This window comes from Gelidibacter mesophilus DSM 14095, from assembly GCF_000423005.1.
GTDB lineage: Bacteria > Bacteroidota > Bacteroidia > Flavobacteriales > Flavobacteriaceae > Gelidibacter > Gelidibacter mesophilus.
Map to the genome: position 1 here is coordinate 147,374 of NZ_AUHD01000001.1, position 24,709 is coordinate 172,082.

Below are 24,709 nucleotides of genomic sequence, written 5' to 3' on the forward strand. Positions count from 1 at the left end.
AACAGATATTTATTGTTCCATTAAACTTCTATCCTTTTTTTCTAAAACACTTGTTTTAGATGGGTCGATAACATCACCTTTGATTTTTAGAGCAATAGTTGGTGTGTCTGCATTAGAAATTACAGTAATGGTTTTTCTAATTGGATTAACAAGTTGCGTATTGTATTTTACTTGAATTTCGCCCTTGTCACCTGGAAGGATTGGACCTTCAGGCTTTTTAGGAATAGTACAGCCGCAAGTAGAAGATACTTTTGTAATGATCAAGGGGGCATTTCCCGTGTTTGTAAATTCAAAAACACGAACGCCGTCAGCGCCTTTTTCGATTATGCCGTAATCAATTACGTCAGTCTTAAATTCAATCTTCGCTACTTTTTCTTGTGCAAAAGCAGAAATGCTTAACATTCCTACAAATAAAATTGCAATTAAATTTTTCATCATTTTAATTTTAAAATTGATACCGTCAAAATTAGTTACTTTTAACCGTTTCACAAAATATATTAGTTGTAATGCATATTCTGTTTAAAAAAGGCATCTGCCTTGAGGTGAATATTTGATTTTATAATTTCGCAAAAACAGAATTATAAGTAACTTTGCCAATCATTATACAAAAACAGTACCAAAGCATGCAAATCCCAACAAAGTATTCCTCTTCCAACGTGGAGGACAAGTGGTATTCCTATTGGATGGAACACAAGTATTTTAAGTCCGTTCCTGATGAACGCGAGCCCTATACGATTGTTATTCCGCCACCAAATGTCACGGGAGTTTTGCATATGGGTCACATGTTGAACAATACCATTCAGGATGTCCTCATTCGTCGGGCTCGTTTACAAGGTAAAAATGCCTGTTGGGTTCCCGGCACAGACCATGCCTCCATTGCGACAGAAGCAAAAGTTGTCGCTAAGTTGAAGGAACAGGGTATTGATAAAAATAAGTTATCTCGCGAAGAATTTTTAAACCATGCTTGGGATTGGACCCATGAGTATGGTGGCGTCATTTTAGAACAATTAAAAAAATTGGGGTGTTCTTGTGATTGGGACCGGACCAAGTTTACCATGGATGCTGAGATGAGCGAATCCGTGATCAAGGTTTTTGTGGATCTCTACAATAAAGGCATGATTTATCGTGGCTACCGCATGGTCAACTGGGATCCTGAAGCGAAAACCACCTTGTCAGATGAAGAAGTGATCCATGTGGAGCGTACTGACAAATTGTACTATGTAAAATATCAGATTGAAAATGAGGACGGTTTTGTGACCATCGCAACCACGCGTCCAGAGACTATTCTGGGAGATACTGCTGTTTGTGTGAATCCTAATGATGAACGTTTTCAACATTTGATAGGAAAAAATGTCATAGTTCCTATTTGTAACAGGATAGTGCCCATTATTGCAGATGATTATGTGGATATGGAATTTGGGACAGGCTGTTTAAAAATAACACCTGCGCATGATGTCAACGATAAGGAAATTGGGGACAGACATCAGTTAGAAGTTGTTGATATCCTTAATGATGATGCCACATTAAATAGTTTCGGGATGCACCATCAAGGAAAAGATAGGGTAGTGGCTCGGAAGGACGTTACCCAAGAATTGAAAGATTTGGGGATTCTTGAAAAAACCGAAGACATTGTCCATAAAGTTGGAACAAGTGAACGTACCAAAGCCGTTATAGAACCAAGATTATCTGATCAATGGTTTTTGAAAATGGAAGAGCTTGCAAAACCTGCTATTAAAGCTGTTTTGGAAGATGAAGAGGTGAAGTTGTTTCCAAAACGATTTAATAATACCTACCGTCATTGGATGGAAAATATTCGCGATTGGAATATTTCGCGTCAATTGCTATGGGGTCAGCAAATTCCAGCTTATTTCTATGGCGATGGAAAAGAAGATTTTGTAGTTGCTGAAAATGCCGATGCCGCTCTAATATTAGCTAAAGAAAAACTGAGCAACCCACAACTAACTTTAAATGATTTAAATCAAGATAAGGACGCATTAGATACGTGGTTTTCGTCATGGTTATGGCCAATAAGTGTCTTTGATGGGATTAAGAACCCCAATAATCCTGAAATTGAATATTATTACCCAACCAATGATTTGGTGACAGGACCGGATATTCTATTCTTTTGGGTGGCACGAATGATTGTTGCTGGTTATGAATACCGAGATGAAAAACCATTTGAGAATGTTTATCTTACCGGATTGGTGCGTGATAAACAACGTCGAAAAATGAGTAAATCTTTAGGGAACTCTCCTGATGCTTTAAAATTGATTGATGATTATGGCGCCGATGGTGTGCGCGTAGGATTATTGTTAAGTTCTGCAGCTGGTAATGACTTGATGTTCGATGAAGACTTGTGCAACCAAGGAAAGGGCTTTAGCAATAAAATATGGAATGCTTTCAGATTGGTGACCGGTTGGGAAGTTTCAGAATTGGAACAGCCTGAGGCTTCAAAAATCGCGATTGAATGGTACCAAGCTAAGTTCCAACAGGTACTAGCTGAAATTGAGGATCACTACAGTAAATACCGATTATCTGATGCTTTAATGGGAATTTATAAGTTAGTTTGGGATGATTTCTGTTCATGGTTATTAGAACTTATTAAGCCAGAATATCAACAGCCTATCGATTCAAAAACATTTAGCAGTGTGATTGAACTCTTTGAATCTAACTTGAAACTGTTACATCCCTTTATGCCGTTTTTGACGGAAGAAATCTGGCATTTTATTGCAGAACGAACGCCCAAAGAAGCATTGATCGTTGCGAACTATCCAAAAGTAGAGGCATTTGATGCACCACTGATTTCTGATTTTGAAATGATAAAGGAGGTCGTTTCTGGAATTAGAACGATAAGAAAAGACAAGAATATTTCATTTAAGGACAGCATAGAATTGTCGTTCATAAATAACGAAAAACTATCAGAACGCTACAATTCCGTCATTAAAAAGATGGGGAATATTTCCAAAATGGACACCGTTAATGAAGCTGTTGATGGCGCATTAAGTTTTAGGGTAAACGCGAACGAATATTTTATCCCAATCTCTGGGGCCATTAACGTGGAAGAAGAACTCAAGAAATTGAATGTTGAATTGAAGTACACCGAAGGGTTTCTGAAATCGGTTCAAGGAAAATTGTCCAATGAGCGCTTTGTGAACAATGCGCCTGCCCAAGTTTTACAAAACGAACGTAATAAGGAAGCAGATGCTTTGGCTAAAATTGAGACTATTAAAACAAGTTTGGCAAGTTTGAAGTAGATGTGAACTGGCAGATCATTCTTTTAGACACAAATATTGCACGAACCGTTGAATAAAAGGTAATGCTTTAATTTAAGAATAGAGTGACACTAAGATGCGTCCTATTTTTATCTAAGACGAGCATTTAGCTTACAATGGAATTAACAAGTTACGAACGGTTGTCTCAAAATATTTTCATAAACTTTCTGTGATGCTCTCAACTCTGTGAACTTTCGTGAAATAGCTGTGGGTTTTATGAATTGAAATATGGTACTTTCATTTTGGAGTTCTTTGTATTTATACTTTGAATTTTAAAACACAAAGGTTACCACTCATTGATCCGATTGGAGTCTAATTTTACGAAAATAAACAACAGAATAGTAAAGGCCCAAAGTGCGGATCCTCCGTAACTAAAAAACGGAAGGGGAATTCCTATAGTAGGAATCAAGCCCATCACCATCCCGATATTGATCATAAAGTGAGCAAATAGTATGGAGGCCACACAGTAGCCATAAACTCTACTAAATGTTGATTTTTGTAATTCGGCCAGATACAAGATCCGGAGTAATAGTGCTACAAAAAGAATTACTAATAACGCGCTGCCCAAGAAACCCCATTCTTCTCCAACTGTGCTAAAGATATAATCCGTATGCTGTTCTGGAACAAATTTACCGGTGGTTCGAGTACCTTGCATAAACCCTTTTCCTGTCAATCCTCCTGAGCTGATTGCTTTTTCAGACTCGTGGAGATTATAAAGAATGGTCTGCTTCATATCATGGAGTTTCGTTGGATCTTTTTCTAAACGAAGCCATAAACTGATGCGGTCTTTTTGGTGAAACTGCAAAATATTGTTATAGAAATATTTGACCCCAAAAGAAAAAAGGATGCATACCAGAAGAATGGCAATAGGTTGAAAAATTTGAGGCCGTTTCTTTTGTCCAAAGAAATGATGCCCAAAAATTAGAATCGCAGAGACCAAAACGGCAACTACAACATTAAATTTAAGCGCCAATACAGATAAAACAATTAGGAAAATAGCAACCACAAGATAAACCTGCTGTAAACCTTCTCTGTAAAAGACAAAAAAGAAGGCGGCATAAACCACGGTGCTTCCAGCATCATTTTGCAATAGGATCAAAATGGCAGGTAATAAAATAAATGCTACGGCTTTAAGTTGATCTTTAAATGTTTTCATGTTGGTTTGAAGATCACTCATGTATTTTGCAAGTGCTAATGAAGTTGCAAACTTAGCGAATTCACTAGGCTGAATTGTCATTCCTCCAACCCCATACCAACCAAGGGCGCCGTTCACATTTTTACCGAAAAAGAACAGACCTATCAATGATAGCATGGATATTATGTAGATAATACTTGCAAACCGCTCATAAAACTTGGCGTCCAATGCAAGAATCAGAACGATTAAGAAGAGTGTGAAAATAATGAAAACGGACTGTTTTCCATAAGGTTGGCTCATGTCAAAATAACTGGTGATCTCTCCAGAGTGTGAAGCAGACATGATGTTGAGCCATCCAAAACCTACAAGTAATAGGAACAAGATAATAGTAATCCAATCAAAATTTAATCCTCTAAACTCTCTTTGCATCTATTATTGATTAAATGGTGATGGTCGGTTACTTATAGGATTTATTACGGTATCTTTTGTTATTTTATCAATCACTTGTAATGCTGATTGTCTGTTGATACCAAAAGGTTTTCCAGAGTAAGGTTTGGCATATTCATCCTCTAAACTGTGTGTGAGGATCCAATTTTCCATGGAGTTCATTGTGACTTCACCTTTAATATATTTTTCGATCATTAAACTCGCAATCCGACCTGCAAATCGACTTCCCCAATACCCATTTTCAACAAAAACCGCAATGGCAATCTTTGGATTATCCTTAGGTGCAAAAGCGACAAAAATGGAATGATCAGTGAGTTGGGTAGTTTTACCGTCTATTTTTTTAAAGTTTTCAGCGGTCCCCGTTTTTCCGCAGATGTCAATGCCTGGCACACGTAGTGAATATGCCGTACCAGTGTTATAAACATCAAACATCCCCTGCACTACAGGTTCAAAATGTTTCTTATCTATGGTGGTATGGTTAGGTGTTGTGTATTTTTCATCAATCTCCTGGCCTTCAATTTTCTTAATAATATGAGGCGTAAAAAAATGGCCGCGGTTTGCAATGGCAGCGACCATATTTGCTAATTGAATTGGTGTGGCTTCAACTTCACCTTGTCCAATAGAATTGGATATGTTATAAGTTGAAGACCATCTGTTCTTGCCGTACCATTTATCATAAAAATCACCATCAGGAATACGTCCTTTATTCCCTATCTTCAGATCATATCCTAAATAATCACCCAATCCAAAACTTTTAATGTGATTGCTCCAAACATCCATTCCGTCATGTGGTTTGTCATATTTATCGATAATACGTCTGTAAACATTTACAAAATAAGCATTGCAAGACTGTGCTATTCCTTGATTCATTGATAGTGGACTTGCATGGGCATGGCAACCTGTCAACCGTCTACTACCAAGATAGTAACCCCCTCTACAAGAGAATTGATCTTGAGTGGTGACCACATTTTCTTGAAGACCGACCAAGGCGCTGAGTACTTTAAACGGTGAACCAGGTGCATATTGTGCTTTCAAACTTCTGTCAAAAAGAGGTTTGGCTATGGTGTCCGTATATAGCTTAGAGAAATTTCTCGAACGCTGTCTTCCCACCAGTAAATTTGGATTATAGGAGGGCGCAGAAACCATTGCAAGAATCTCACCAGAACTTGGTTCTATTGCAATTATACCGCCATGTTTATGTCGCATCAAAAGCTCGCCATATTCCTGTAATTTGGAATCAATGGTAATGCTGATGTCTTTTCCTGGTTGTGGCAAAGTATCGTAAATGCCATCTTTATAAGGCCCAATATCTCTATTGAAGCGATCTTTTTGAATGAACTTAATACCTTTTACGCCACGAAGAACTTCCTCATAAGACAATTCAACCCCTTGTTTTCCAATAAGATCACCACTTTTATAGTAGGGTTCATTTTCTATAATGTAATTGTTGACCTCACCAATATCTCCTAATACATTAGCACCTATAGTCGTCTGATAGTCTCTTAATGAACGTTTTTGAATGTAAAACCCTTGGTATTTCCTGATTTTTTCCTGCAGAACGGCATATTCAATTCTTGAAAGCTGCGGAATAAATACCGAAGGTAAACGTGGGGAATAGCGGTAAGCCTTATCGTAAAACTTAATGAAATCTTCCTTTGTTATTTTTAGAAGGTTGCAAAATTCTAAGGTATCCATAGCTTTCACTTCGCGCGGAATGAACATCACATCATAAGACGGTTGGTTGGCTACCAATAAATTATCATTTCTATCATAAACGTACCCTCGCTTAGGATAATCATAAACCTTACGGATGGCATTGTCATCAAACAAGCTGTACGGGTCTTCATTGTACACTTGTAGATAAAATAAGCGTGCAATAAAAACCAAGCCTACAATAACTATTATTGAAAGGAGCAGTAATTTTCTCATTTTCGTTTTTGGCTAAAAAGAATGGTGATAATCAAAGAAAGAAGTATAGTGAAAATTCCTGAAAATAACGTTTTTTGAAGGATTAATAGTATGTTAGAAATGTTAAAAATCTCTAAGGAATACATGATGAAATGATGGATTAAAATCAGTGCAGTAAAATAGATAAACTTACTGTTAAAATCAATTTGATTGAATTTTATGGACTGATAATCATAGACCGTTCCGAATGAAAACTTAAGGAATACAGGTCTTATATAGGCTAAAGTAACACAGGCGGCTGCATGTACACCTCCTGAGTCTGAAAACACATCTACAGATAGTCCTAGTAAAAATGCCAAGAATACAAATAATGTGCGATTGTTGTTTGCTGGAAATAAAATGATAAAAAGAATATAAATATACGGATTGATATACCCCATAAAATTGATATGGCTAAAGATCAATACTTGGACCAAAACCAAAATGACAAATATAGCGGCCTGATTGAGAGTTGCCTTAGTCATCTTTTGGTTTTTGAAGGGATTTTATTTCAGAAGCCTGCAAATTTTCAATAACGTAAACGTGACCAATATTGGTCATGTCATTAAATAATTTTACGGTTACAATGTAAGAGTCACCGCCACTATCAATTTTAAAGGAGTTAACTGTTCCAATTAAAATACCTTTTGGGAAAATAGTAGATTGTCCACCTGTAATAATCGTGTCGCCAATGGCAACGGGTGCAAATTTTGAAATGTCAATAAGTTGTGCAAATTCGGCTGATTCAGTATTCCAAACTAAAGACCCAATATGATTGGTCTTTTTTAATTGGGCATTGATTCTGCTCCGAGTATTTAAAATGGATAATACCGATGAGAAATTTTGTGAGGTGTTTTCAACAATTCCAACAATTCCTTGAGAGGTAATGACCCCATGATCTATTTTAATGCTATCTTTTTTTCCTTTATTTATAGTCAAATAATTAGTGGATTGGGAATAACTGTTTTTATATACATCCGCAGTCCTGAATTTAAAATGTGGATTTAATTTCAAACTGTCTTTTAGAATTGTTTTTGAAGTATCCACATCCAAATTGTGTACAATGGATTTCAACATTCGATTTTCTTCCAATAAGGCTTTGTTTTCTTTGGTCAAATTGAAATACTGGCCAATCCCATTTGCCGTTTGATACACAGTTCCAGTGACAAAGTTTGACGAATTGATGAACTTGCTTTTGTGATAGGAATGTGACTGAATAGTGAAAAACAGAGACAGACCGAAAAGCAACAAAAACACGAGGAAAGTTTTGTTCCTAAGTACAAAATTTATGATTTGTTGCATTTGGGCTTACTATTTTATCAATATACTTTTGAATTTAGGAAGGTTTTTTAATACGATTCCCGTTCCTCTAACGACTGCCCGTAAAGGATCTTCAGCAATATACACAGGTAAATCCGTCTTTTGGGATAAACGTTTGTCTAGGCCTCTTAACATAGAGCCTCCTCCTGCAAGATAAATACCGGTATTGTAAATATCCGCAGCCAACTCTGGCGGGGTTTGAGATAAAGTTTCCATAACAGAGTCTTCAATTCGTAAAATTGATTTGTCAAGTGCTTTAGCAATTTCTCGGTAAGAAATCTGAACCTGTTTCGGTTTACCAGTTAATAGATCCCGTCCTTGAACGCTCATTTCTTCTGGTGGAACTTCTAAATCTTCAGTTGCGGCTCCAATCTGAATCTTGATTTTTTCAGCCGTGCGTTCACCAACATATAAGTTGTGTTGTGTACGCATATAGTATACAATATCGTTTGTAAATACGTCACCGGCAACTTTTACTGATTTATCACAGACAATACCACCTAAGGCGATGACTGCAATTTCTGTGGTACCGCCTCCTATGTCGACAATCATGTTGCCTTTTGGTTGCATAATGTCAATACCAATACCGATGGCTGCTGCCATTGGTTCATGAATCAAATAGACTTCTTTACCGTTAACACGCTCACAAGACTCTTTAACCGCACGCATTTCAACCTCTGTGATCCCTGATGGAATACAAACAACCATACGCAGAGCAGGAGTGAAAAATTTCTTTTTTAAGGCAGGGATGTTTTTGATGAACAAATTGATCATTTGTTCAGAGGCATCAAAATCGGCAATAACCCCATCTTTCAAGGGCCTGATTGTTTTGATATTTTCGTGCGTTTTTCCTTGCATCATGTTGGCTTCTTTACCAACAGCAATAATTTTTCCTGAAATTCGGTCTCTTGCAACTATGGATGGACTATCTACAACAACTTTGTCGTTATGGATAATTAAGGTATTTGCGGTTCCTAAATCTATGGCTATTTCTTCTGTTAAGAAATCAAAAAATCCCATGTGTATTGTTGATTGTATAAGTTGATATAACTTTGTTTTTATTCTAGTTGTAAATGTAATAAAACTTCATAAATATTAAAGATTTTATTCTTTACGCCCTTCTTCCCATTTTATTCGGAATTATGCTTCTTTTATTATACTTAAAATCACTACTTAGAAAGCGGTTTTAGCTTTCTAATTAATGTTTAAAATGACGTGTTCCGGTAAACACCATGGCCACATTATTGGCGTTGCAATAATCAATACTCAATTCGTCTTTGATTGAACCTCCAGGTTGAATTACCGCAGTAATTCCTGCATCTTTTGCAATTTCCACACAGTCAGGAAAAGGAAAAAAGGCATCACTCGCCATGACTGCGCCTTGCAAATCAAAATTAAAAGATTTGGCTTTATGAATAGCTTGGTTTAGTGCATCAACACGACTTGTTTGTCCGTTACCACTGGCAAACAATTGTTTGTTTTTAGCCAATACAATGGTATTTGATTTGGTATGCTTGCAAATTTTGGAAGCAAAGATCAAATCTTCTAACTCGTTTTCTGAGGGTTTATTGTTGGTGGTATAGCTTAAATCTGCTATCACATCTGTTTTATTATTCTTATCCTGTACCAAAACACCATTTAAGCATGTTCTCACAGTTGTTTTTGGAAGTTCTACGTCTTTTTGTACTAAAAGGATTCTGTTTTTCTTGCCTTGTAAAATTTCTTTTGCTTCCGGAGAAAAACCAGGAGCAATCACTACTTCACAAAATAGACTGTGAATCTCTTCAGCTGTGGCCTTATCAATTTCAGTATTGGCAATTAAGACACCACCAAATGCAGAAACAGGATCACCTGCCAACGCATCAACATAAGCTTGGTGTAGGGTGTCTCTTTGCGCAAATCCGCACGCATTGTTGTGTTTTAATATGGCGAACGTTGATGCTTCACCTTTAAATTCATTTATTAAATTAACCGCTGCATCAACATCCAAAAGGTTGTTATAGCTCAATTCCTTGCCATGTAGTTGGTCAAACATCTCTTCGAAATTGCCGAAGAAAAATCCTTTTTGATGTGGGTTTTCTCCATATCGCAAAACTTTTCCGTTTGTTTCACTGATTTTAAACACAGCTTCTTCTTGATTCTTATTGAAATAATTAAAAATTGCCGTATCGTAATGGGAAGAAATATTGAAGGCTTTGGCTGCAAAACGTTTTCTGTCGGTATCTGAAGTTTCTCCTTTCTTAGATTTTAAAAGTTCTAAGAACTCGCTGTAATCATCAACAGAGGACACACAAACTACGTCCGCATAATTTTTGGCGGCAGCTCTGATCAGCGAAATTCCTCCAATATCAATTTTTTCGATAATATCTTCGTGACTTGAATCTGAAGCGACTGTTTTTTCAAAAGGGTATAAATCCACAATAACCAAGTCAATTTGTGGGATTGAAAACTCGGCCAATTCTGCTACATCCTGAGTGTTATTTTGACGGTTTAAAATTCCTCCAAAAACTTTTGGATGTAATGTTTTAACGCGTCCACCTAAAATAGACGGATAGGAGGTGACATCTTCTACAGGAATGACCTCAATACCCAAATCTTTTATAAATTTTTCAGTGCCTCCAGTTGAATAAATAGTAACGCCCAATTGATTTAGTTCTCTAACAATAGGCTCTAATCCGTCTTTACTGAAAACTGAAATTAAGGCAGATGAAATAGTTTTATTGTGCATGTTGTGTTGTGTTTGTTTTGGTCTCATTTTTCCTTGGAAACCATATAAAAATCAAAATTAAATAAAATGCAAATTTTTAAAGCGCAAAAATACATATTATTGAAGACAATTTGAGGTATCAAGTGGGAGTTTATTTAAGTTTTTTGTAACAATATATTATTGAAAACGTCCTATCTTTAAATTCGTTATAAAACCGCAAAAAACAGATGCTGCTTTACCTTCGCTTATTTAAAGAAAGTTTTTCATTTGCCATAAATGCCCTTACAAACAATAAGCTGCGTACATTTTTGTCTTTGCTGGGGGTTACTATTGGTATTTTTTCCATAATTGCGGTTTTGGCTGCGGTCGATTCGTTGGATCGAAATATTCAAGAACAACTTTCAGGATTGGATAAAAATACGATGTATTTGACAAAATTTTCTTTTGGTCCTACTGAAGTTCCGCGATGGCAGCGTGATAATTTTCCTGCAACGGAATATGATGATTTTGATTTCATCAGAAGAAGTGTGCCAGATATTGCTGCATCGGCTTATGTTATTTTTGGAAGTCCACAAACCGTTAAATATGGTTCAGAGACTATTTCTGGTGTTGATATTAGTCCGGTTTCCAATGAGATTTATGAGATTGAAAATATTAAAATAGAAGAAGGCCGTTTTTACACAGAATCCGAGTCTACCAATGGCTCTCCTGTTATTGTTCTGGGGCACGCTATTGCTGAAAATTTATTTGGCAATACCAATCCTTTGGGCAAGCAGATCAGAGTATATGGCCGTAAATTAACCGTTATTGGTGTTATAAAGAAAATGGGTACTGGTCTTGGAGGAGGTCCCGATGATAAAGGTTTTGTGCCAGCCAATTTTGTCAGACGTTTTCAAAGTGGTGGGGTTGAGGGTATTCCTGGAGCGGTAATCATCAAACCAAAAAAAGACGTTGATATGGGCGCTTTTGAAGGGGTTTTAAAGCAGAAATTTAGAGCTTACCGAGGGTTGAAAGCGGGGGAGCCGGATAACTTTTTTGTGAATAAAATGTCCGGTTTCACAGACGCTATTGATGGCATTATTGGAACGATGAATGTTATGGGATGGATTATCAGTGGGTTTTCTTTGTTAGTAGGTGGTTTCGGAATTGCAAATATTATGTTTGTTAGCGTAAAGGAACGTACAAATTTGATAGGGATTCAAAAATCATTAGGCGCTAAAAATAGATTCATTTTATTTCAGTTTTTGTTTGAAGCGGTTATTTTAGCAGTAATCGGGGGGCTTGTTGGACTTTTCTTTGTCTGGATTGGATCTTTGATTGCTTCACAATTTACGGGCGATTTCGAATTTGTTCTTTCTGCGGGTAATATGTTTCTAGGCTTCATTCTTTCTTCAATCATCGGATTGATTTCTGGTGTTATTCCTGCTATTTCCGCATCGCGATTAGATCCGGTGGAAGCCATTCGTACTGGCATGTAGGTGGATTAAAATTCCAAAAATTAAATTCCAAATTCCAATGGTCGCATAGAACTCGTGGAATTTGGAATTTTAATATTGGAGTTTATTCAAGAATAGTAGCGACCTGAGTACAAACGAACTCCAAAAAACGCTCGTCTTCTTCGGTAAACGGATCAATGGTATTTGAATCAATATCAATCTGACCAATATTTTCACCGTTCACAAAAATTGGAACTACAATCTCGGCTTTTACGGTCATGCTACATGCGATATAATTGTCTTGCGCCGAAACATCTGGAACCACAAAATTCTGATTGCTCACCGCAACTTGCCCGCAAATGCCTTTTCCAAAAGGTATAATGGTATGATCGGTTGGTGCACCAACGTACGGACCTAGTTTTAATTCTTCCTTATCACCATTTCTAAAGTAAAAACCAACCCAATTGTAGTATGAAATATTGGATTCCAGGACCTCACATATGGTAAGCAATCGCTCATTGACAGTTTTATTGTTATCGGAAATTATCGATATTATTTGAGGCTGAAGTATGTTTGGTGTCATTGTTTAGATATTTTAGTAAAAGTATCCAAAAAGTAGGGTTTCAATTCCCCTTTTTGTATATTTTTAACACCGCAACCGTAATTTTTAATTATTGAAATCTCTAATTCTAAAATACAAATCTGTACTAAAGTTTATCTTGACTTTTTTATTGGTATATGGCGTTTTGACTTTTGCCTATAAATTATACTTAGATTATTCTGACGGATCAGATTATTATCCAGATTTCTTTACGAATCAAGTTGCCAAACAAAGTGACGCGCTGGTCCTGGCTTTTGGTTACGATTCCCAAATATTGAAGCATCCTGATGAGCCTTCAATGAAAGTCATTATTAATGGAAAATATGTTGCACGTATCATTGAAGGTTGTAATTCGATAAGTGTCATCATTTTATTTGTATCCTTTATAATTGCGTTTGCTGGAAAATTCACCAGCACTTTCCTCTATGTTTTGACGGGCAGTATTCTTTTATACATTGTAAATGTTTTGAGGGTTGCTATTTTATCGGTTGGGATATATCGCTACCCATGGCGGACTGAGGAAATGCACGGCGTTGTTTTTCCGTTGGTTATTTACGGGATGGTCTTTTTGCTTTGGATGTTTTGGGTCAACAGGTTTTCGAGCTTAAGTAGGATTGATGGGTAATATAATGAAAATGACAGGACTATTGGCGCTTTTTGGATTGTTGATCCTGATACGCGCCTTTGAGAACGAATTGTTCTATGACCCTTATCTTACCTTCTTTAAAAATGATTATCTCTATTTGGATAATCCGCGTCGCGAAGTTTTAAAAGTTACACTTTTTACGTCGCTGAGGTATTTTTTAAATTCGGTAATCTCATTGGGGATTATTTTTATCTTTTTCAAAGATAGGAACATTGTTAAATTTTCAGCCCTTATATATATCGCATCATTCCTGATTTTATTGGCCCTCTATTTGTATTTTGTTGTTAATCCACGTCAAGAAGATTACTATATTTTTTTTAATATTAGAAGATTTTTAATCCAACCACTTCTCTTATTGTTATTGCTACCAGCTTTTTATTATCATCAATTAAAAAGTAAAACATCATAAGGATTTTTAAATTCGTTTAGATGAATACATTTTTTTGTAGTTTTGCGACAATGTATCATAATATCTTTCATAAAATTTCTTCTATGGTAATGGCACTTTTAGTGTTCCTGTCTACGGTGTCCTTTACTTTGGAAAAGCATTTTTGTGGTGACACATTGATTGATGTTGCCATTTTTTCTCATGCGGATACCTGTGGGATGAATATGGATACCTTGACTAAACTAAGTCCGGAAAAAAAATCATGTTGTAAAAACGAAGTTGAAATTATTAAAGGTCAGGATCAATTAAACAAGGCTTCTTTTGAAGATTTACAGGTCCAAAAACAATTTTTCCTTACAAGTTTACTCTATTCTTATATCAATCTTTTTAAGGGTAAGCCTTCCCAGGTCTATCCACATAAAAATTATTCGCCACCTCATTTGGTTGCCAATATTCAGGTTTTAAACCAGGTCTTCATCATTTGATTTATCAAAAATAACCTTAGTGAAGCGTAGTGTTACGCTCGCTATTTTAAAAATGAAATAATCAAATATCTTACAAAGTAATATCTCATTAATTTATTGCCACTCCTTATCATTTTGTGTTTAAAGTGTTTCTAATGTCACAACAGCTGCGTAGATAACATTCCAACCAAATACCGAAATTTTTCAAAATCATAACAAATGAGAAAGGGAGCAGTATCTACAGAATTATTAATTGCGTTTTTAGCATTTATGCCAACGCTACTATGCCAATGATTAATTGCTTTAAGTTTAAAAATAATATTGACTAATAAATGAAACATATATTTTACTTTCTCATGTTTTTACCAACGCTTGTTTTTTCGCAAGAAAAAATTGACGGTATTATCGTTGAGATCACAGAACAGAAAAAAACCATGCCTCTTCCTGGTGCTAATGTCTATTGGTTGGATACTTCTATCGGTGCCACTACAGATATCGACGGGAAATTCAGTATTTCATATCAAAAGGAACACACAAAATTGGTGGTTAGTTATGTGGGCTATAAAACAGACACCATTAACATTAGTACACCAAAATACATTAAACACGATCTTAAGGCTACGAGCGAATTGGATGAAATAACGGTAACCTCTCGTAAACAAGCCACTTCAAAATCGTATATGCAATCTGCCAATGTGATGTTTGTGAGCAGTGATGAATTACTTAAAGCTGCCTGTTGTAACCTCTCAGAAAGCTTTGAAACCAATCCTTCCATTGATGTCAATTTTGCAGACGCCATTACGGGCACTCGTCAAATAAAGATGTTGGGATTAACAAGCCCTTATATTTTGATTACTGCTGAAAATATTCCGACCATTCGCGGTGCTTCACAAGCTTACGGCTTGAGTTTTACACCGGGAACTTGGGTAGAAAGTATTCAAATAACAAAAGGAGCGGGTAGTGTGGTCAATGGGTTTGAAAGCATTGCTGGGCAAATTAATACTGAGCTTGTCAAGCCAACGACTGATAACAAGTTATTCGTAAATCTTTACGGGGCGAGTAGCGAGCGCATGGAGGCTAATGTGCACTTGAATACAAAAGTCAGTGAGAAATGGAGTACAGGTTTGTATCTGCATGGAAATACCCACAATAAAAAACACGATGTGAATGATGATGGTTTTATGGATATGCCCATTTATAAGCAAATCAACTTGATGAACCGTTGGCAATATACCAATCCTGAAAAAGGCTTTGTGAGCTTTATCAATTTTAACTATTTGGACGATTCCAAGCAAACCGGTCAATTGGATTTTGATCCGGATAGGGATAAATTGACCACGAATTTCTGGGGAAGTGAAATTGATACCAAAAGAGTTGATGTCTCCGTGAAGTCTGGATATGTAAATCCTAATATTCCATGGCAGAGTATTGGTTTTCAAACTGCATTTAGCTCTCATAAACAAGATTCTTATTTTGGATTGAACCGCTACGATATTTTACATAACAGCTTGTATATTAATGGAATTTATAACACCATTATCAGCGATTCTAGACATAAGATCAAAACAGGGTTGAGTTATACGTACGATCATTATGATGAACTGATTTTGACGGAAGATTTTGAACGTACTGAAAATTCAGTCGGTGCTTTCTTTGAATACAACTTTGATAATTTGGAAGATTTTAATTTGACGGCAGGTGTTCGAATTGACAGACATAATATTTTGGGAACATTTGTGACACCGAGAGTCCATGCGCGGTATACCCCTTGGGAAAAATCGGCATTAAGAGCATCCTTTGGGAGAGGCAAACGCAGTGCAAGTATATTTGCAGAAAACCAGAGTGTTTTTGCTACATCGAGAGCGTTATTGATTGATGGGGACACACCAATGGGCAGTTTGAAAGGTGCTTATGGCCTAGATCCGGAAATTGCATGGAATTATGGTATTTCTTTTTTGCAGGGCTTCAATCTTTTTGGGAATAAAGCCGATGTGACCTTTGATTACTACAGAACGGATTTCAAAAATCAAGTAGTGGTCGATTATGAAAATCCGCAGCAATTGAATTTCTATAATCTTGATGGCGAAAGTTATGCCAATAGTTTTCAAATAGAATTGAATTATAATGTTTTTGAGGGATTTGATCTTAGAACGGCCTATAAATATTATGACATCCAAACCCAATACAACTCTGGAAAGTTGGAAAAAGCCCTAACTCCAAAACACCGATTATTTGGTAACATATCTTATGAAACCAAAAGAACCGTAAATTTGGCACAATGGAAATTTGACGTCACCTATAATTGGTTGGGCGAACAACGGTATACATCAACGACATCCAACCCTATCCAATACCAATTACCGGAATATACACCTACCGTTGGAACCTTGAATGCACAGGTGACCAAAGTGTTTTCTGAAAAATTTGAGGTATATTTAGGTGGAGAAAACATCACCAATGTAAGACAGAGTAATCCAATTTTAGGAGCAGATGATCCTTTTGGAGCAAATTTTGATACGACTTTTGTGTATGGACCAATTTTTGGAAGCATGTATTATGCGGGATTGCGATTTAAAATAAAATAGTCAAATTCCTGTGCCTGCTTGTTGGCAGACAGGAAGGCAGGAATCTCATAAATAAAAAGCTAAAATTAACAACCATGAATCTGACCTTCCGCTCAGGCAGGAAAATAAATATATCTCAGTTAAAAATTCTTGTATTCGTGGCGGATAATCATTAATACAAACTACCAATTATTCATCAGGAATGATTGTAATTTAATTAAAACAAAAACAGAAGTTTAATTTAAAAAAAATGAATCCCCTTTCCTTCGGAAAGGGTTAGGTAAAATATGAAGAAAATAGTATTAGTATTCGCATTATTGATTGGAACACTCACTTTTGCACAGAATAAAAATGCCAAAGCTACCATTGAAGTAGACGGTGTTTGCAACATGTGTAAAGAACGGATTGAAAAAGCGGCCATCAAGGCCAAAGGTGTAAAAATTGCCAATTGGGACGTCAATACACACGAATTGAAATTAATTTTTGATGAACGCAAAACCAGTTTAAAGGCCATACAACAAAGTATTGCTGAAGTGGGTCATGACACAAAAGAAATCAAGGCAACAGACGAAGCCTATCAAAGTTTGCACACCTGTTGTTATTATAGAGATGAAGCGGTGAGAGAGGATCATAAAGACGATAAACAGTAATCAAGCTGTTCATAATTTCTATATGTTAGAATGCGAATAATATATTTGCATTGTCGAAAAATGATTGGGATCGCGTCTTAAAATTCGATGTAACGAAATTTTAGTCTTTAATTTCACATACTGTAAAAAGCAAAAACGCCTCAAAATTTTGAGGCGTTTTTTTATAAAAATATATTTAGGAATTTCATAAAATTACATCATTCCTGGCATGCCGCCGCCGCCCATTGGCATTGATGGTGCATCTTCTTTGATGTCAACTAAAGCACATTCTGTAGTAAGGATCATTCCAGCAACAGACGCCGCATTTTCTAAAGCAATACGTGTTACTTTCTTAGGATCAATAATTCCTGCTTTCAACATGTCCACATAAGTTTCAGTTTTAGCATCAAAACCGAAATCTTTTTTGCCTTCCATAACTTTCGCAACAACAACACTTCCTTCGCCACCAGCATTTTCAACAATGATGCGTAGCGGTGATTCGATAGCACGTGCTACAATTTGAACTCCTGTGGTTTCATCTAGGTTATCCGTGGTTAATTTTTCCAATACTGATTTTGCTCTTACTAGCGCAACACCACCACCGGCAACAATACCTTCTTCAACAGCAGCTCGCGTAGCATGCAATGCATCATCCACACGGTCTTTTTTCTCTTTCATTTCAACTTCACTAGCAGCACCTACATAAAGTACAGCCACACCGCCAGCTAATTTAGCCAAACGCTCTTGAAGCTTTTCTTTATCATAGTCAGATGTCGTTGTTTCAATTTGTGCTTTGATTTGATTGACTCTAGCTTTAATATCTTCAGCCTTACCTGCACCATTCACAATGGTTGTGTTGTCTTTGTCAACAGTAATGGTTTCTGCAGTTCCTAACATCGTCAAATCAGCATTTTCAAGAGAAAAACCTCTTTCTTCTGAAATCACTACACCACCAGTTAAGATGGCAATGTCTTCTAGCATTGCTTTACGTCTGTCTCCAAAACCTGGTGCTTTTACAGCAGCAATTTTTAATCCGCCACGTAGTTTGTTCACTACTAAAGTAGCCAAGGCTTGACCGTCAACATCTTCAGCGATGATTAATAATGGACGACCCGATTGAGCTACTGGCTCAAGGATAGGAAGTATTTCTTGAAGATTAGAAATCTTTTTGTCGAATAATAAAACATAAGGATTTTCTAAATCAGCAATCATTTTGTCTGCATCGGTAACAAAATACGGAGAAAGATAGCCTCTGTCAAATTGCATCCCTTCTACAACATCAACGTAGGTATCTAAACCTTTAGCCTCTTCAACAGTGATGACACCTTCTTTACCAACTTTAGTAAACGCTTGGGCTACCAATTCGCCTATGGCATCATCATTGTTAGCTGAAATGGAAGCTACTTGTTTGATCATTTCTGTAGAATTGCCTACTTTTTTAGCTTGCTTTTCCAATTCAGCAACTATAGCAGATACCGCTTTGTCAATCCCTCTTTTAAGATCCATAGGATTTGCTCCTGCAGCTACGTTTCTCAAACCCTCTCTTACGATTGCTTGCGCTAAAACGGTTGCTGTAGTTGTGCCATCACCTGCTAAATCATTGGTTCTGGAAGCAACTTCCTTTACCATTTGTGCTCCCATATTTTCAAGAGCGTCTTCTAATTCAATTTCTTTTGCAACAGAAACACCATCTTTGGTCACCTGAGGTGCACCAAAAGATTTGCCTATTATAACGTTACGACCTTTTGGTCCTAAAGTTACCTTAACTGCATTGGCCAATGCGTCAACACCACGTCTTAATCCGTCGCGTGCTTCAATATCAAATTTTATATGTTTTGCCATAATTATAAATTTTTTACATTCCTGTGAAAACAGGAACTTTTTGTTTTGTAATTGATTTTATTTAAAAGGAGATTCCTGCCTTCCTGTCTTCCGACAGGCAGGCGCAAGAACTTGATTAGATAATCGCGAGAACATCACTTTCACGCATGATGAGATAATCTTTGCCTTCAAGTTTAAGTTCTGTTCCTGCATATTTTCCGTAAAGAACGGTCTGACCGACTTTTACAGTCATTGGATTTTTTTTAGTACCCGCACCAACGGCGACAACTTTACCTTTTTGAGGTTTTTCTTTAGCGTTGTCTGGAATGATAATTCCTGAAGCTGTCTTTGTTTCAGCTTCTACAGGTTCAATAAGAACACGGTCTGCCAATGGTTTAATGTTTAATCCCATAGTTGTATTATTTTTTTAAATCACGTCGTGGACGTGACAGGTTAATTGATTTTGTTTACGAATTATGTAGTTGCGAAAAATGTGCCATGAGCCCTGAACTGACAAAGTTTCAGTAACAAAAAAATGCCAACAGATTTTGTTGGCATTTTGATTATTTGGTGTTGAATTGATTTAGTTTTCTGGAGTGCCAATTGGCGTTGCAGGAGTTTCTGTAGCGGGTTTGACCGGTGCTGGCATGCTGGTTGCTGCATCACTATCCAACGCTTTAGATTCAGTAGTTCCTGTTGCACCATCAATAGCAATATTGGATACCAATATCAAAACGAGTAAAACAGTAGCTAAAATCCACGTGCTTTTATCTAAAAAGTCTGTTGTTTTTTTAACACCACCTAATTGTTGTGTACCGCCGCCGCCAAATGATGAAGATAATCCTCCTCCTTTTGGATTTTGAACCATGATGACAACCACCAACAAGAAGGATACTATGATGATAAGGACTAAAAATATTGAAAACGTACTCATGTGCTATTTGTTATTATTTTCCTGTAATTGTTTTACTGCTTTAATTTGGTCTGCAAAGAAACCACTTTTTTCTGGATATTTCAAAATTAAAATTCTATAAGATTGAATTGCCTTATCATAATTTTTTTGCTCCAAATATATTCGGGCCAAAGTTTCTGTCATGAGGTTATCATTCTGTACCAATTGCGTTTGCGCCAAGTTAATTGTAGGCTTCGATTCTCTAACAGGTGCAATTTTCGGATTGTTAGTGATGAATTTATCGATCAAATCGAATTTTTTTTCTAACGGAGATTCCGGTTTTGGTTTCTCAGTACCGGTTTCTAATAGAGGCTCATCTTTCAATACGATTTCTTTTGGCTCTCTTTCTATAGGCTTGAAACTGGTGATTTTTAGCCATTGCGTGAATGAATGGGTTTCGTTTTTGTCAAAATTTAAGGGTTTTCCAATGCTCAATTGTTCTTCTGGTGATGGTTGAATGTTTTCAATATCTACAGCAATGATAGGTTTATTTGAATTGTTTTCAGAAGAAATAAGAGTTGGTCCTTGTTTCTCTTCAAATAAATTCGGGTCCAAAACACCTTCGCTATCTTTAATATGTTGTTTTAATGCATCATCAATTGTGACACTTTTGAGCACAGAAATGTCATCAGCATCCTTAACTTCAATACTTTTTAGGAGTTCTGTATTTTGTTTGATAAGTTTTGAGATTTCATTTTGATTGAATGCTTCTGAGGTTATAAAATCAAATAAAATACTTCTATCCGTAGTATAAGCTGCCGTAATTCTGAGCTCTTGATTGTATTTAAAGCTTTCTTTAGATTTTAATCCTTTTAAATACAAAGCCCTGGCGGGCTGAAAATAGGGATATTTACTAACAATTTCTCTCACGGTTTCGGTTTGAGCAGAAGTTAGTTGCTGAGAATGTGTAAGTAAGTATGTAAAATCCTGTTTGTTCACGTTATAAGTTACCATTTGCCAAGAGTGGCATTTAAAATATCCTGTGTAATCCGCTCAAGAATTTCTGAAATTGCCGTATCTTTTTGTGCACCAACCAACTGTGCTGCGGCTGGATAGTCATAAAAGAATGAAAATTGTTGACTGAGATCGTTGTCAGGATTGTCTTTCTCATAATAGCGTACGCGCACACCAATAGTCAAACGGTTTTGAGCAGCAGTAATATCAGCTGTTGCTGTGGTTGGCGAAATACGGTATTCAGTAATTTCACCCTCATAAGTAATATCGGCGCCAGAAGTTACCAATTGCAAACTGGTTTGATTTTGGATTAAATCGGCCAGTGCATTTGTGAAGGTTCGGTCTAATCCTGGCTCGACCAGGAGCGCGTCATTTTGAAAATAATTTACTTGGTAGGTGTTTGTGGATGCTGGTAGAGAAATTCCAGTAAATGAATAACTTCCACATCCAGATATCAGTCCAAGACTAAAAAGGAGAACTAAGATTTTAAATTTTTTCACGTGTTTTTTATTGGATATCGACTTACAGATCGTATTGTTTGATTTTTCTATATAAGGTACGCTCGCTAATTCCAAGTTCAGCCGCTGCCAATTTGCGTTTTCCTTGATGACGTTCCAATGATTTTTTGATCAATTCTAATTCTTTATCATGTAAGGACAAGGTTTCCTCTTCTTCAACTTCCTCAGCAAAATAATATTTATCATTAGATTCATCAATGGCTTCAGAGAGCTGGTTCATTTTCTCAGGAATAGAAAGGACTTCTAAATCTTCAACAGTCTCTTCGTAATCGTCGTCGTCATCTTCTTCCTTGTCACGATAGATCTTTTGAATCAAGCTTTCGTTTTTCTTTTGTACTTCATTGGCGTTGTCATTTTTCATGAGTTCCATGGTGAGTTTCTTCAAATCATTTAAATCACTCTTCATGTCAAAAAGGACCTTGTAGAGAATTTCGCGCTCGCTACTAAAGTCACTATCACTTTTTGAATTTTTGATTACCGCCGGGAGATTGTCACCTTGACTTGGCAAATAGCCCTTTAAAGTGGCGGCGCTAATGGTTCTTGTATGTTCCAATACTGAAATTTGCTCCGCAGCATTGCGTAACTGCCGGATATTTCCGTTCCATCTGTTTTTCAAGAGTACTTCTACAGCTTCATCTGTCAATTTGATGGTTGGCATTTTGTATTTAAGCGCAAAATCGCTAGCAAATTTCCGAAACAACAAATGGATATCTTCCTTGCGCTCACGCAATGGAGGCAAATGGATCTCGATAGTGCTCAATCGGTAATAAAGGTCTTCTCGAAACTTTTCTTTTTTAATGGCCTCAAACATATTGACATTTGTAGCAGCCACAATGCGGACATCTGTTTTCTGTACTTTGCTGGAGCCTACCTTAATAAATTCGCCATTTTCTAAGACACGAAGTAAGCGTACTTGCGTTGTGAGTGGCAATTCGCCAACTTCATCCAAGAAAATGGTTCCGCCATCCGCAACTTCAAAATAGCCTTCGCGTGTGTTTGTGGCGCCTGTAAACGCTCCTTTTTCATGTCCAAAAAGCTCACTGTCAATAGTGCCTTCAGGTATGGCGCCGCAGTTTACAGCAATATATTTGCCGTGCTTGCGATGTGATAATTGATGTATGATCTTTGGAATACTTTCCTTTCCAACACCGCTTTCTCCAGTTACCAACACCGAAATATCCGTGGGGGAAACTTGAATGGCTTTTTCTATGGATCGGTTGAGTTTTGGGTCATTCCCAATAATCCCGAAACGCTGTTTTATGGCTTGAATTGATTCCATTTATAAATTAAAAGTTAAGAATTAAGAATGCTTGTGTTGCAAAGCATAACCTGATACGTTGAAAATTTTAAATTATTAAATAACTGCATATTCGATGGCTTTTCCTATTAAAGTTGCACTCGTGCAATCGTTAACCTTAACATTTACGAGGTCACCGATCTTATAGTTTTCTTTAGGGAAAACCGCCACAACATTTTGTGAGGTTCTTCCTGACCATTCATTATCTGATTTTTTAGATTCGCGCTCAATCAAAACTTCCACGGTTGTATTTACAAACTGTCTGGTCCTAATTTCGCTATGTTGTCGTTGTAATTGCACAATCTCATCCAAACGTCTTTTCTTAACATCTTCAGGAACATCATCTTCCAATTTGCGTTCTGCCAAAGTGCCAGGACGTTCAGAATAGGTGAACATATATCCAAAATTATATTTGACATATTGCATTAGGCTCAAGGTGTCTTGATGATCCGCTTCTGTTTCGGTAGGGAAACCGGCAATCATATCATGAGAAATGCAACAACTAGGAAGGATGCGTTTGATATTATCTATCAATTCAAAATACTGTTCCCGCGTGTGCAAGCGGTTCATCTCTTTTAGAATACGATTGCTGCCACTTTGCACTGGCAAATGGATGTGTTTGCAAATGTTTTTATATTTAGCCATCGTTTCAATCACGTCCAAAGTTAAATCTTGTGGATTTGAAGTTGAAAAACGGATGCGCATTTTAGGTTGCGCTTTTGCGCATAATTCCATAAGGTTAGAAAAGCCGACTGCGGTTGCCTTTTGAAGGTCACTGGCTTTATCAAAATCCTTTTTTAGTCCGCCACCGTACCATAAATAGCTATCGACATTTTGGCCTAACAGTGTAATTTCCTTATAACCTTTATTCCAGAGGTCATTGACTTCTTCTAAAATACTTTGCGGGTCACGACTGCGTTCCCGTCCACGGGTAAATGGCACCACACAAAATGTACACATATTGTCACAACCACGAGTGATGGACACAAAAGCACTGACCCCATTGGTATTTAATCTCACAGGTGAAATATCGCCATAGGTTTCATCTTTACTTAAAAGAACGTTAATGGCATCTCTGCCGTCCTCAACTTCTGACAATAAATTAGGAAGATCTTTGTATGCATCAGGGCCCACAACAAGGTCTACAATTTTTTCTTCTTCAAGGAGTTTGCTTTTCAAACGTTCAGCCATACAGCCTAAAACCCCAACTTTCATTTTTGGATTGATGCGTTTTACGGCATTATATTTTTCTAAACGTTTACGAATCGTTTGTTCTGCTTTATCGCGTATAGAACAGGTGTTTATTAAAACTAAATCGGCGTCTTCTAATTTTTGGGTGGTGTTGTAACCTTCTTTATATAAGATGGAAGCCACAATTTCACTGTCGCTAAAATTCATGGAACAGCCATAACTTTCAATAAAAAGCTTGCGATTATTTTCCGTTTTTTGTTCGAGTACGAGGCTTTCTCCTTGTTTGTTTTCGTCGATAATTTTCTCCATAAGTGTCTTGAAACTTCTATTGGTAAAATTTTACACCTTCATTAAAAGGCAGCTGCAAAGATAGGATTATTTTAATGATTGTGACAAAGTGACAGTGCATAAAATTGTTTT

22 protein-coding genes are annotated in these 24,709 nt (G+C 36.8%); 7 read left to right on the plus strand and 15 right to left on the minus strand.

The features are described from left to right. Nucleotides 1–9: 9 nt before the first annotated feature. Nucleotides 10–435 carry a DUF1573 domain-containing protein gene (locus G525_RS0100715; protein WP_027124423.1) on the minus strand — a complete coding sequence of 142 codons (426 nt, stop codon included), beginning with the start codon at nt 433–435 and terminating at the stop codon, nt 10–12. Nucleotides 436–623: 188 nt separating this feature from the next. Here G525_RS0100715 and G525_RS0100720 point away from each other — a divergent pair, with 188 nt between their 5' ends. Next, nucleotides 624–3,254 carry a valine--tRNA ligase gene (locus G525_RS0100720; protein WP_027124424.1) on the plus strand — a complete coding sequence of 877 codons (2,631 nt, stop codon included), beginning with the start codon at nt 624–626 and terminating at the stop codon, nt 3,252–3,254. Between the two features lie 304 nt (nt 3,255–3,558). Here the strand turns inward: G525_RS0100720 and rodA are convergent, their stop codons facing one another. The 6 genes from rodA to purH form a co-directional block, all read right to left on the minus strand. Next, complete coding sequence (gene rodA / locus G525_RS0100725; protein WP_027124425.1) at nt 3,559–4,836, minus strand: rod shape-determining protein RodA; 1,278 nt, start codon at nt 4,834–4,836, stop codon at nt 3,559–3,561. Nucleotides 4,837–4,839: 3 nt separating this feature from the next. After that, entirely contained in the window at nt 4,840–6,783 is a 1,944-nt protein-coding gene (gene mrdA / locus G525_RS0100730; RefSeq protein ID WP_027124426.1) for a penicillin-binding protein 2, read from the minus strand. Further along, entirely contained in the window at nt 6,780–7,286 is a 507-nt protein-coding gene (locus G525_RS0100735; RefSeq protein WP_027124427.1) for a hypothetical protein, read from the minus strand. The genes mrdA and G525_RS0100735 overlap by 4 nt, the downstream gene beginning before the upstream one ends. Next, nucleotides 7,279–8,103: a rod shape-determining protein MreC gene (gene mreC / locus G525_RS0100740; RefSeq protein ID WP_027124428.1), complete on the minus strand. Its 825-nt coding sequence runs from the start codon at nt 8,101–8,103 to the stop codon at nt 7,279–7,281. Before mreC ends, G525_RS0100735 begins: the two co-directional genes overlap by 8 nt. Before the next feature lie 9 nt (nt 8,104–8,112). Next, nucleotides 8,113–9,141, minus strand: a complete 1,029-nt coding sequence (locus G525_RS0100745; RefSeq protein ID WP_027124429.1) for a rod shape-determining protein — start codon at nt 9,139–9,141, stop codon at nt 8,113–8,115. Between the two features lie 178 nt (nt 9,142–9,319). Continuing rightward, nucleotides 9,320–10,849, minus strand: coding sequence for a bifunctional phosphoribosylaminoimidazolecarboxamide formyltransferase/IMP cyclohydrolase (purH, locus tag G525_RS0100750; protein WP_027124430.1), 1,530 nt, complete (start codon nt 10,847–10,849; stop codon nt 9,320–9,322). Between the two features lie 206 nt (nt 10,850–11,055). On the opposite strand from purH, the gene G525_RS0100755 reads away from it, so the two are divergent. Continuing rightward, nucleotides 11,056–12,306 (plus strand): ABC transporter permease, encoded by a 1,251-nt coding sequence (locus tag G525_RS0100755; protein ID WP_027124431.1) that lies wholly within the window; start codon nt 11,056–11,058, stop codon nt 12,304–12,306. A gap of 82 nt (nt 12,307–12,388) precedes the next feature. Here G525_RS0100755 and G525_RS0100760 read toward each other — a convergent pair whose 3' ends face one another. Then, nucleotides 12,389–12,847, minus strand: a complete 459-nt coding sequence (locus G525_RS0100760) for a GAF domain-containing protein (RefSeq protein ID WP_027124432.1) — start codon at nt 12,845–12,847, stop codon at nt 12,389–12,391. Nucleotides 12,848–12,938: 91 nt separating this feature from the next. Here G525_RS0100760 and xrtF point away from each other — a divergent pair, with 91 nt between their 5' ends. The 5 genes from xrtF to G525_RS0100790 all read left to right on the plus strand — a co-directional run bounded on the left by xrtF (nt 12,939) and on the right by G525_RS0100790 (nt 17,577). Beyond that, nucleotides 12,939–13,490, plus strand: a complete 552-nt coding sequence (xrtF, locus tag G525_RS0100765; protein WP_084647675.1) for an exosortase family protein XrtF — start codon at nt 12,939–12,941, stop codon at nt 13,488–13,490. After that, a complete protein-coding gene (locus tag G525_RS0100770; RefSeq protein WP_035478721.1) occupies nt 13,483–13,920 on the plus strand; it encodes an exosortase F system-associated membrane protein in 438 nt (145 codons plus the stop codon). Before xrtF ends, G525_RS0100770 begins: the two co-directional genes overlap by 8 nt. Nucleotides 13,921–13,940: 20 nt before the next feature. Then, complete coding sequence (locus tag G525_RS0100775) at nt 13,941–14,384, plus strand: HYC_CC_PP family protein (protein WP_245577705.1); 444 nt, start codon at nt 13,941–13,943, stop codon at nt 14,382–14,384. A gap of 311 nt (nt 14,385–14,695) precedes the next feature. Beyond that, nucleotides 14,696–16,948, plus strand: coding sequence for a TonB-dependent receptor (locus G525_RS0100785; protein WP_027124437.1), 2,253 nt, complete (start codon nt 14,696–14,698; stop codon nt 16,946–16,948). Nucleotides 16,949–17,214: 266 nt separating this feature from the next. Then, a complete protein-coding gene (locus tag G525_RS0100790; protein WP_027124438.1) occupies nt 17,215–17,577 on the plus strand; it encodes a heavy-metal-associated domain-containing protein in 363 nt (120 codons plus the stop codon). A gap of 192 nt (nt 17,578–17,769) precedes the next feature. On the opposite strand, the gene groL is transcribed toward G525_RS0100790, so the two are convergent. The 7 genes from groL to miaB all read right to left on the minus strand — a co-directional run bounded on the left by groL (nt 17,770) and on the right by miaB (nt 24,598). After that, nucleotides 17,770–19,398: a chaperonin GroEL gene (gene groL, locus G525_RS0100795; protein WP_027124439.1), complete on the minus strand. Its 1,629-nt coding sequence runs from the start codon at nt 19,396–19,398 to the stop codon at nt 17,770–17,772. 115 nt (nt 19,399–19,513) lie between these two features. Continuing rightward, complete coding sequence (locus G525_RS0100800; protein WP_027124440.1) at nt 19,514–19,789, minus strand: co-chaperone GroES; 276 nt, start codon at nt 19,787–19,789, stop codon at nt 19,514–19,516. Between the two features lie 171 nt (nt 19,790–19,960). Further along, nucleotides 19,961–20,311, minus strand: a complete 351-nt coding sequence (gene secG / locus G525_RS0100805; protein WP_027124441.1) for a preprotein translocase subunit SecG — start codon at nt 20,309–20,311, stop codon at nt 19,961–19,963. Between the two features lie 3 nt (nt 20,312–20,314). Next, nucleotides 20,315–21,199 (minus strand): tetratricopeptide repeat protein, encoded by an 885-nt coding sequence (locus G525_RS0100810; protein WP_342662715.1) that lies wholly within the window; start codon nt 21,197–21,199, stop codon nt 20,315–20,317. Nucleotides 21,200–21,276: 77 nt separating this feature from the next. After that, nucleotides 21,277–21,783, minus strand: coding sequence for an LPS assembly lipoprotein LptE (gene lptE, locus G525_RS0100815; RefSeq protein WP_027124443.1), 507 nt, complete (start codon nt 21,781–21,783; stop codon nt 21,277–21,279). A 22-nt stretch (nt 21,784–21,805) separates the two neighbouring features. After that, nucleotides 21,806–23,080: a sigma-54 interaction domain-containing protein gene (locus G525_RS0100820; protein ID WP_027124444.1), complete on the minus strand. Its 1,275-nt coding sequence runs from the start codon at nt 23,078–23,080 to the stop codon at nt 21,806–21,808. Nucleotides 23,081–23,155: 75 nt separating this feature from the next. Next, on the minus strand, nt 23,156–24,598 hold the full coding sequence (miaB, locus tag G525_RS0100825; RefSeq protein WP_027124445.1) for a tRNA (N6-isopentenyl adenosine(37)-C2)-methylthiotransferase MiaB: 1,443 nt from the start codon (nt 24,596–24,598) through the stop codon (nt 23,156–23,158). Between the last annotated feature and the right edge of the window lie 111 nt (nt 24,599–24,709).

Bases quoted from the DNA above. Each gene is read 5' to 3' on its own strand.
- G525_RS0100715 (WP_027124423.1), bottom strand. From the start codon at position 435: ATGAAAAATTTAATTGCAATTTTATTTGTAGGAATGTTAAGCATTTCT.
- G525_RS0100720 (WP_027124424.1), top strand. From the start codon at position 624: ATGCAAATCCCAACAAAGTATTCCTCTTCCAACGTGGAGGACAAGTGG.
- rodA (WP_027124425.1), bottom strand. From the start codon at position 4,836: ATGCAAAGAGAGTTTAGAGGATTAAATTTTGATTGGATTACTATTATC.
- mrdA (WP_027124426.1), bottom strand. From the start codon at position 6,783: ATGAGAAAATTACTGCTCCTTTCAATAATAGTTATTGTAGGCTTGGTT.
- G525_RS0100735 (WP_027124427.1), bottom strand. From the start codon at position 7,286: ATGACTAAGGCAACTCTCAATCAGGCCGCTATATTTGTCATTTTGGTT.
- mreC (WP_027124428.1), bottom strand. From the start codon at position 8,103: ATGCAACAAATCATAAATTTTGTACTTAGGAACAAAACTTTCCTCGTG.
- G525_RS0100745 (WP_027124429.1), bottom strand. From the start codon at position 9,141: ATGGGATTTTTTGATTTCTTAACAGAAGAAATAGCCATAGATTTAGGA.
- purH (WP_027124430.1), bottom strand. From the start codon at position 10,849: ATGCACAATAAAACTATTTCATCTGCCTTAATTTCAGTTTTCAGTAAA.
- G525_RS0100755 (WP_027124431.1), top strand. From the start codon at position 11,056: ATGCTGCTTTACCTTCGCTTATTTAAAGAAAGTTTTTCATTTGCCATA.
- G525_RS0100760 (WP_027124432.1), bottom strand. From the start codon at position 12,847: ATGACACCAAACATACTTCAGCCTCAAATAATATCGATAATTTCCGAT.
- G525_RS0100770 (WP_035478721.1), top strand. From the start codon at position 13,483: ATGGGTAATATAATGAAAATGACAGGACTATTGGCGCTTTTTGGATTG.
- G525_RS0100775 (WP_245577705.1), top strand. From the start codon at position 13,941: ATGAATACATTTTTTTGTAGTTTTGCGACAATGTATCATAATATCTTT.
- G525_RS0100785 (WP_027124437.1), top strand. From the start codon at position 14,696: ATGAAACATATATTTTACTTTCTCATGTTTTTACCAACGCTTGTTTTT.
- G525_RS0100790 (WP_027124438.1), top strand. From the start codon at position 17,215: ATGAAGAAAATAGTATTAGTATTCGCATTATTGATTGGAACACTCACT.
- groL (WP_027124439.1), bottom strand. From the start codon at position 19,398: ATGGCAAAACATATAAAATTTGATATTGAAGCACGCGACGGATTAAGA.
- G525_RS0100800 (WP_027124440.1), bottom strand. From the start codon at position 19,789: ATGGGATTAAACATTAAACCATTGGCAGACCGTGTTCTTATTGAACCT.
- secG (WP_027124441.1), bottom strand. From the start codon at position 20,311: ATGAGTACGTTTTCAATATTTTTAGTCCTTATCATCATAGTATCCTTC.
- G525_RS0100820 (WP_027124444.1), bottom strand. From the start codon at position 23,080: ATGGAATCAATTCAAGCCATAAAACAGCGTTTCGGGATTATTGGGAAT.
- miaB (WP_027124445.1), bottom strand. From the start codon at position 24,598: ATGGAGAAAATTATCGACGAAAACAAACAAGGAGAAAGCCTCGTACTC.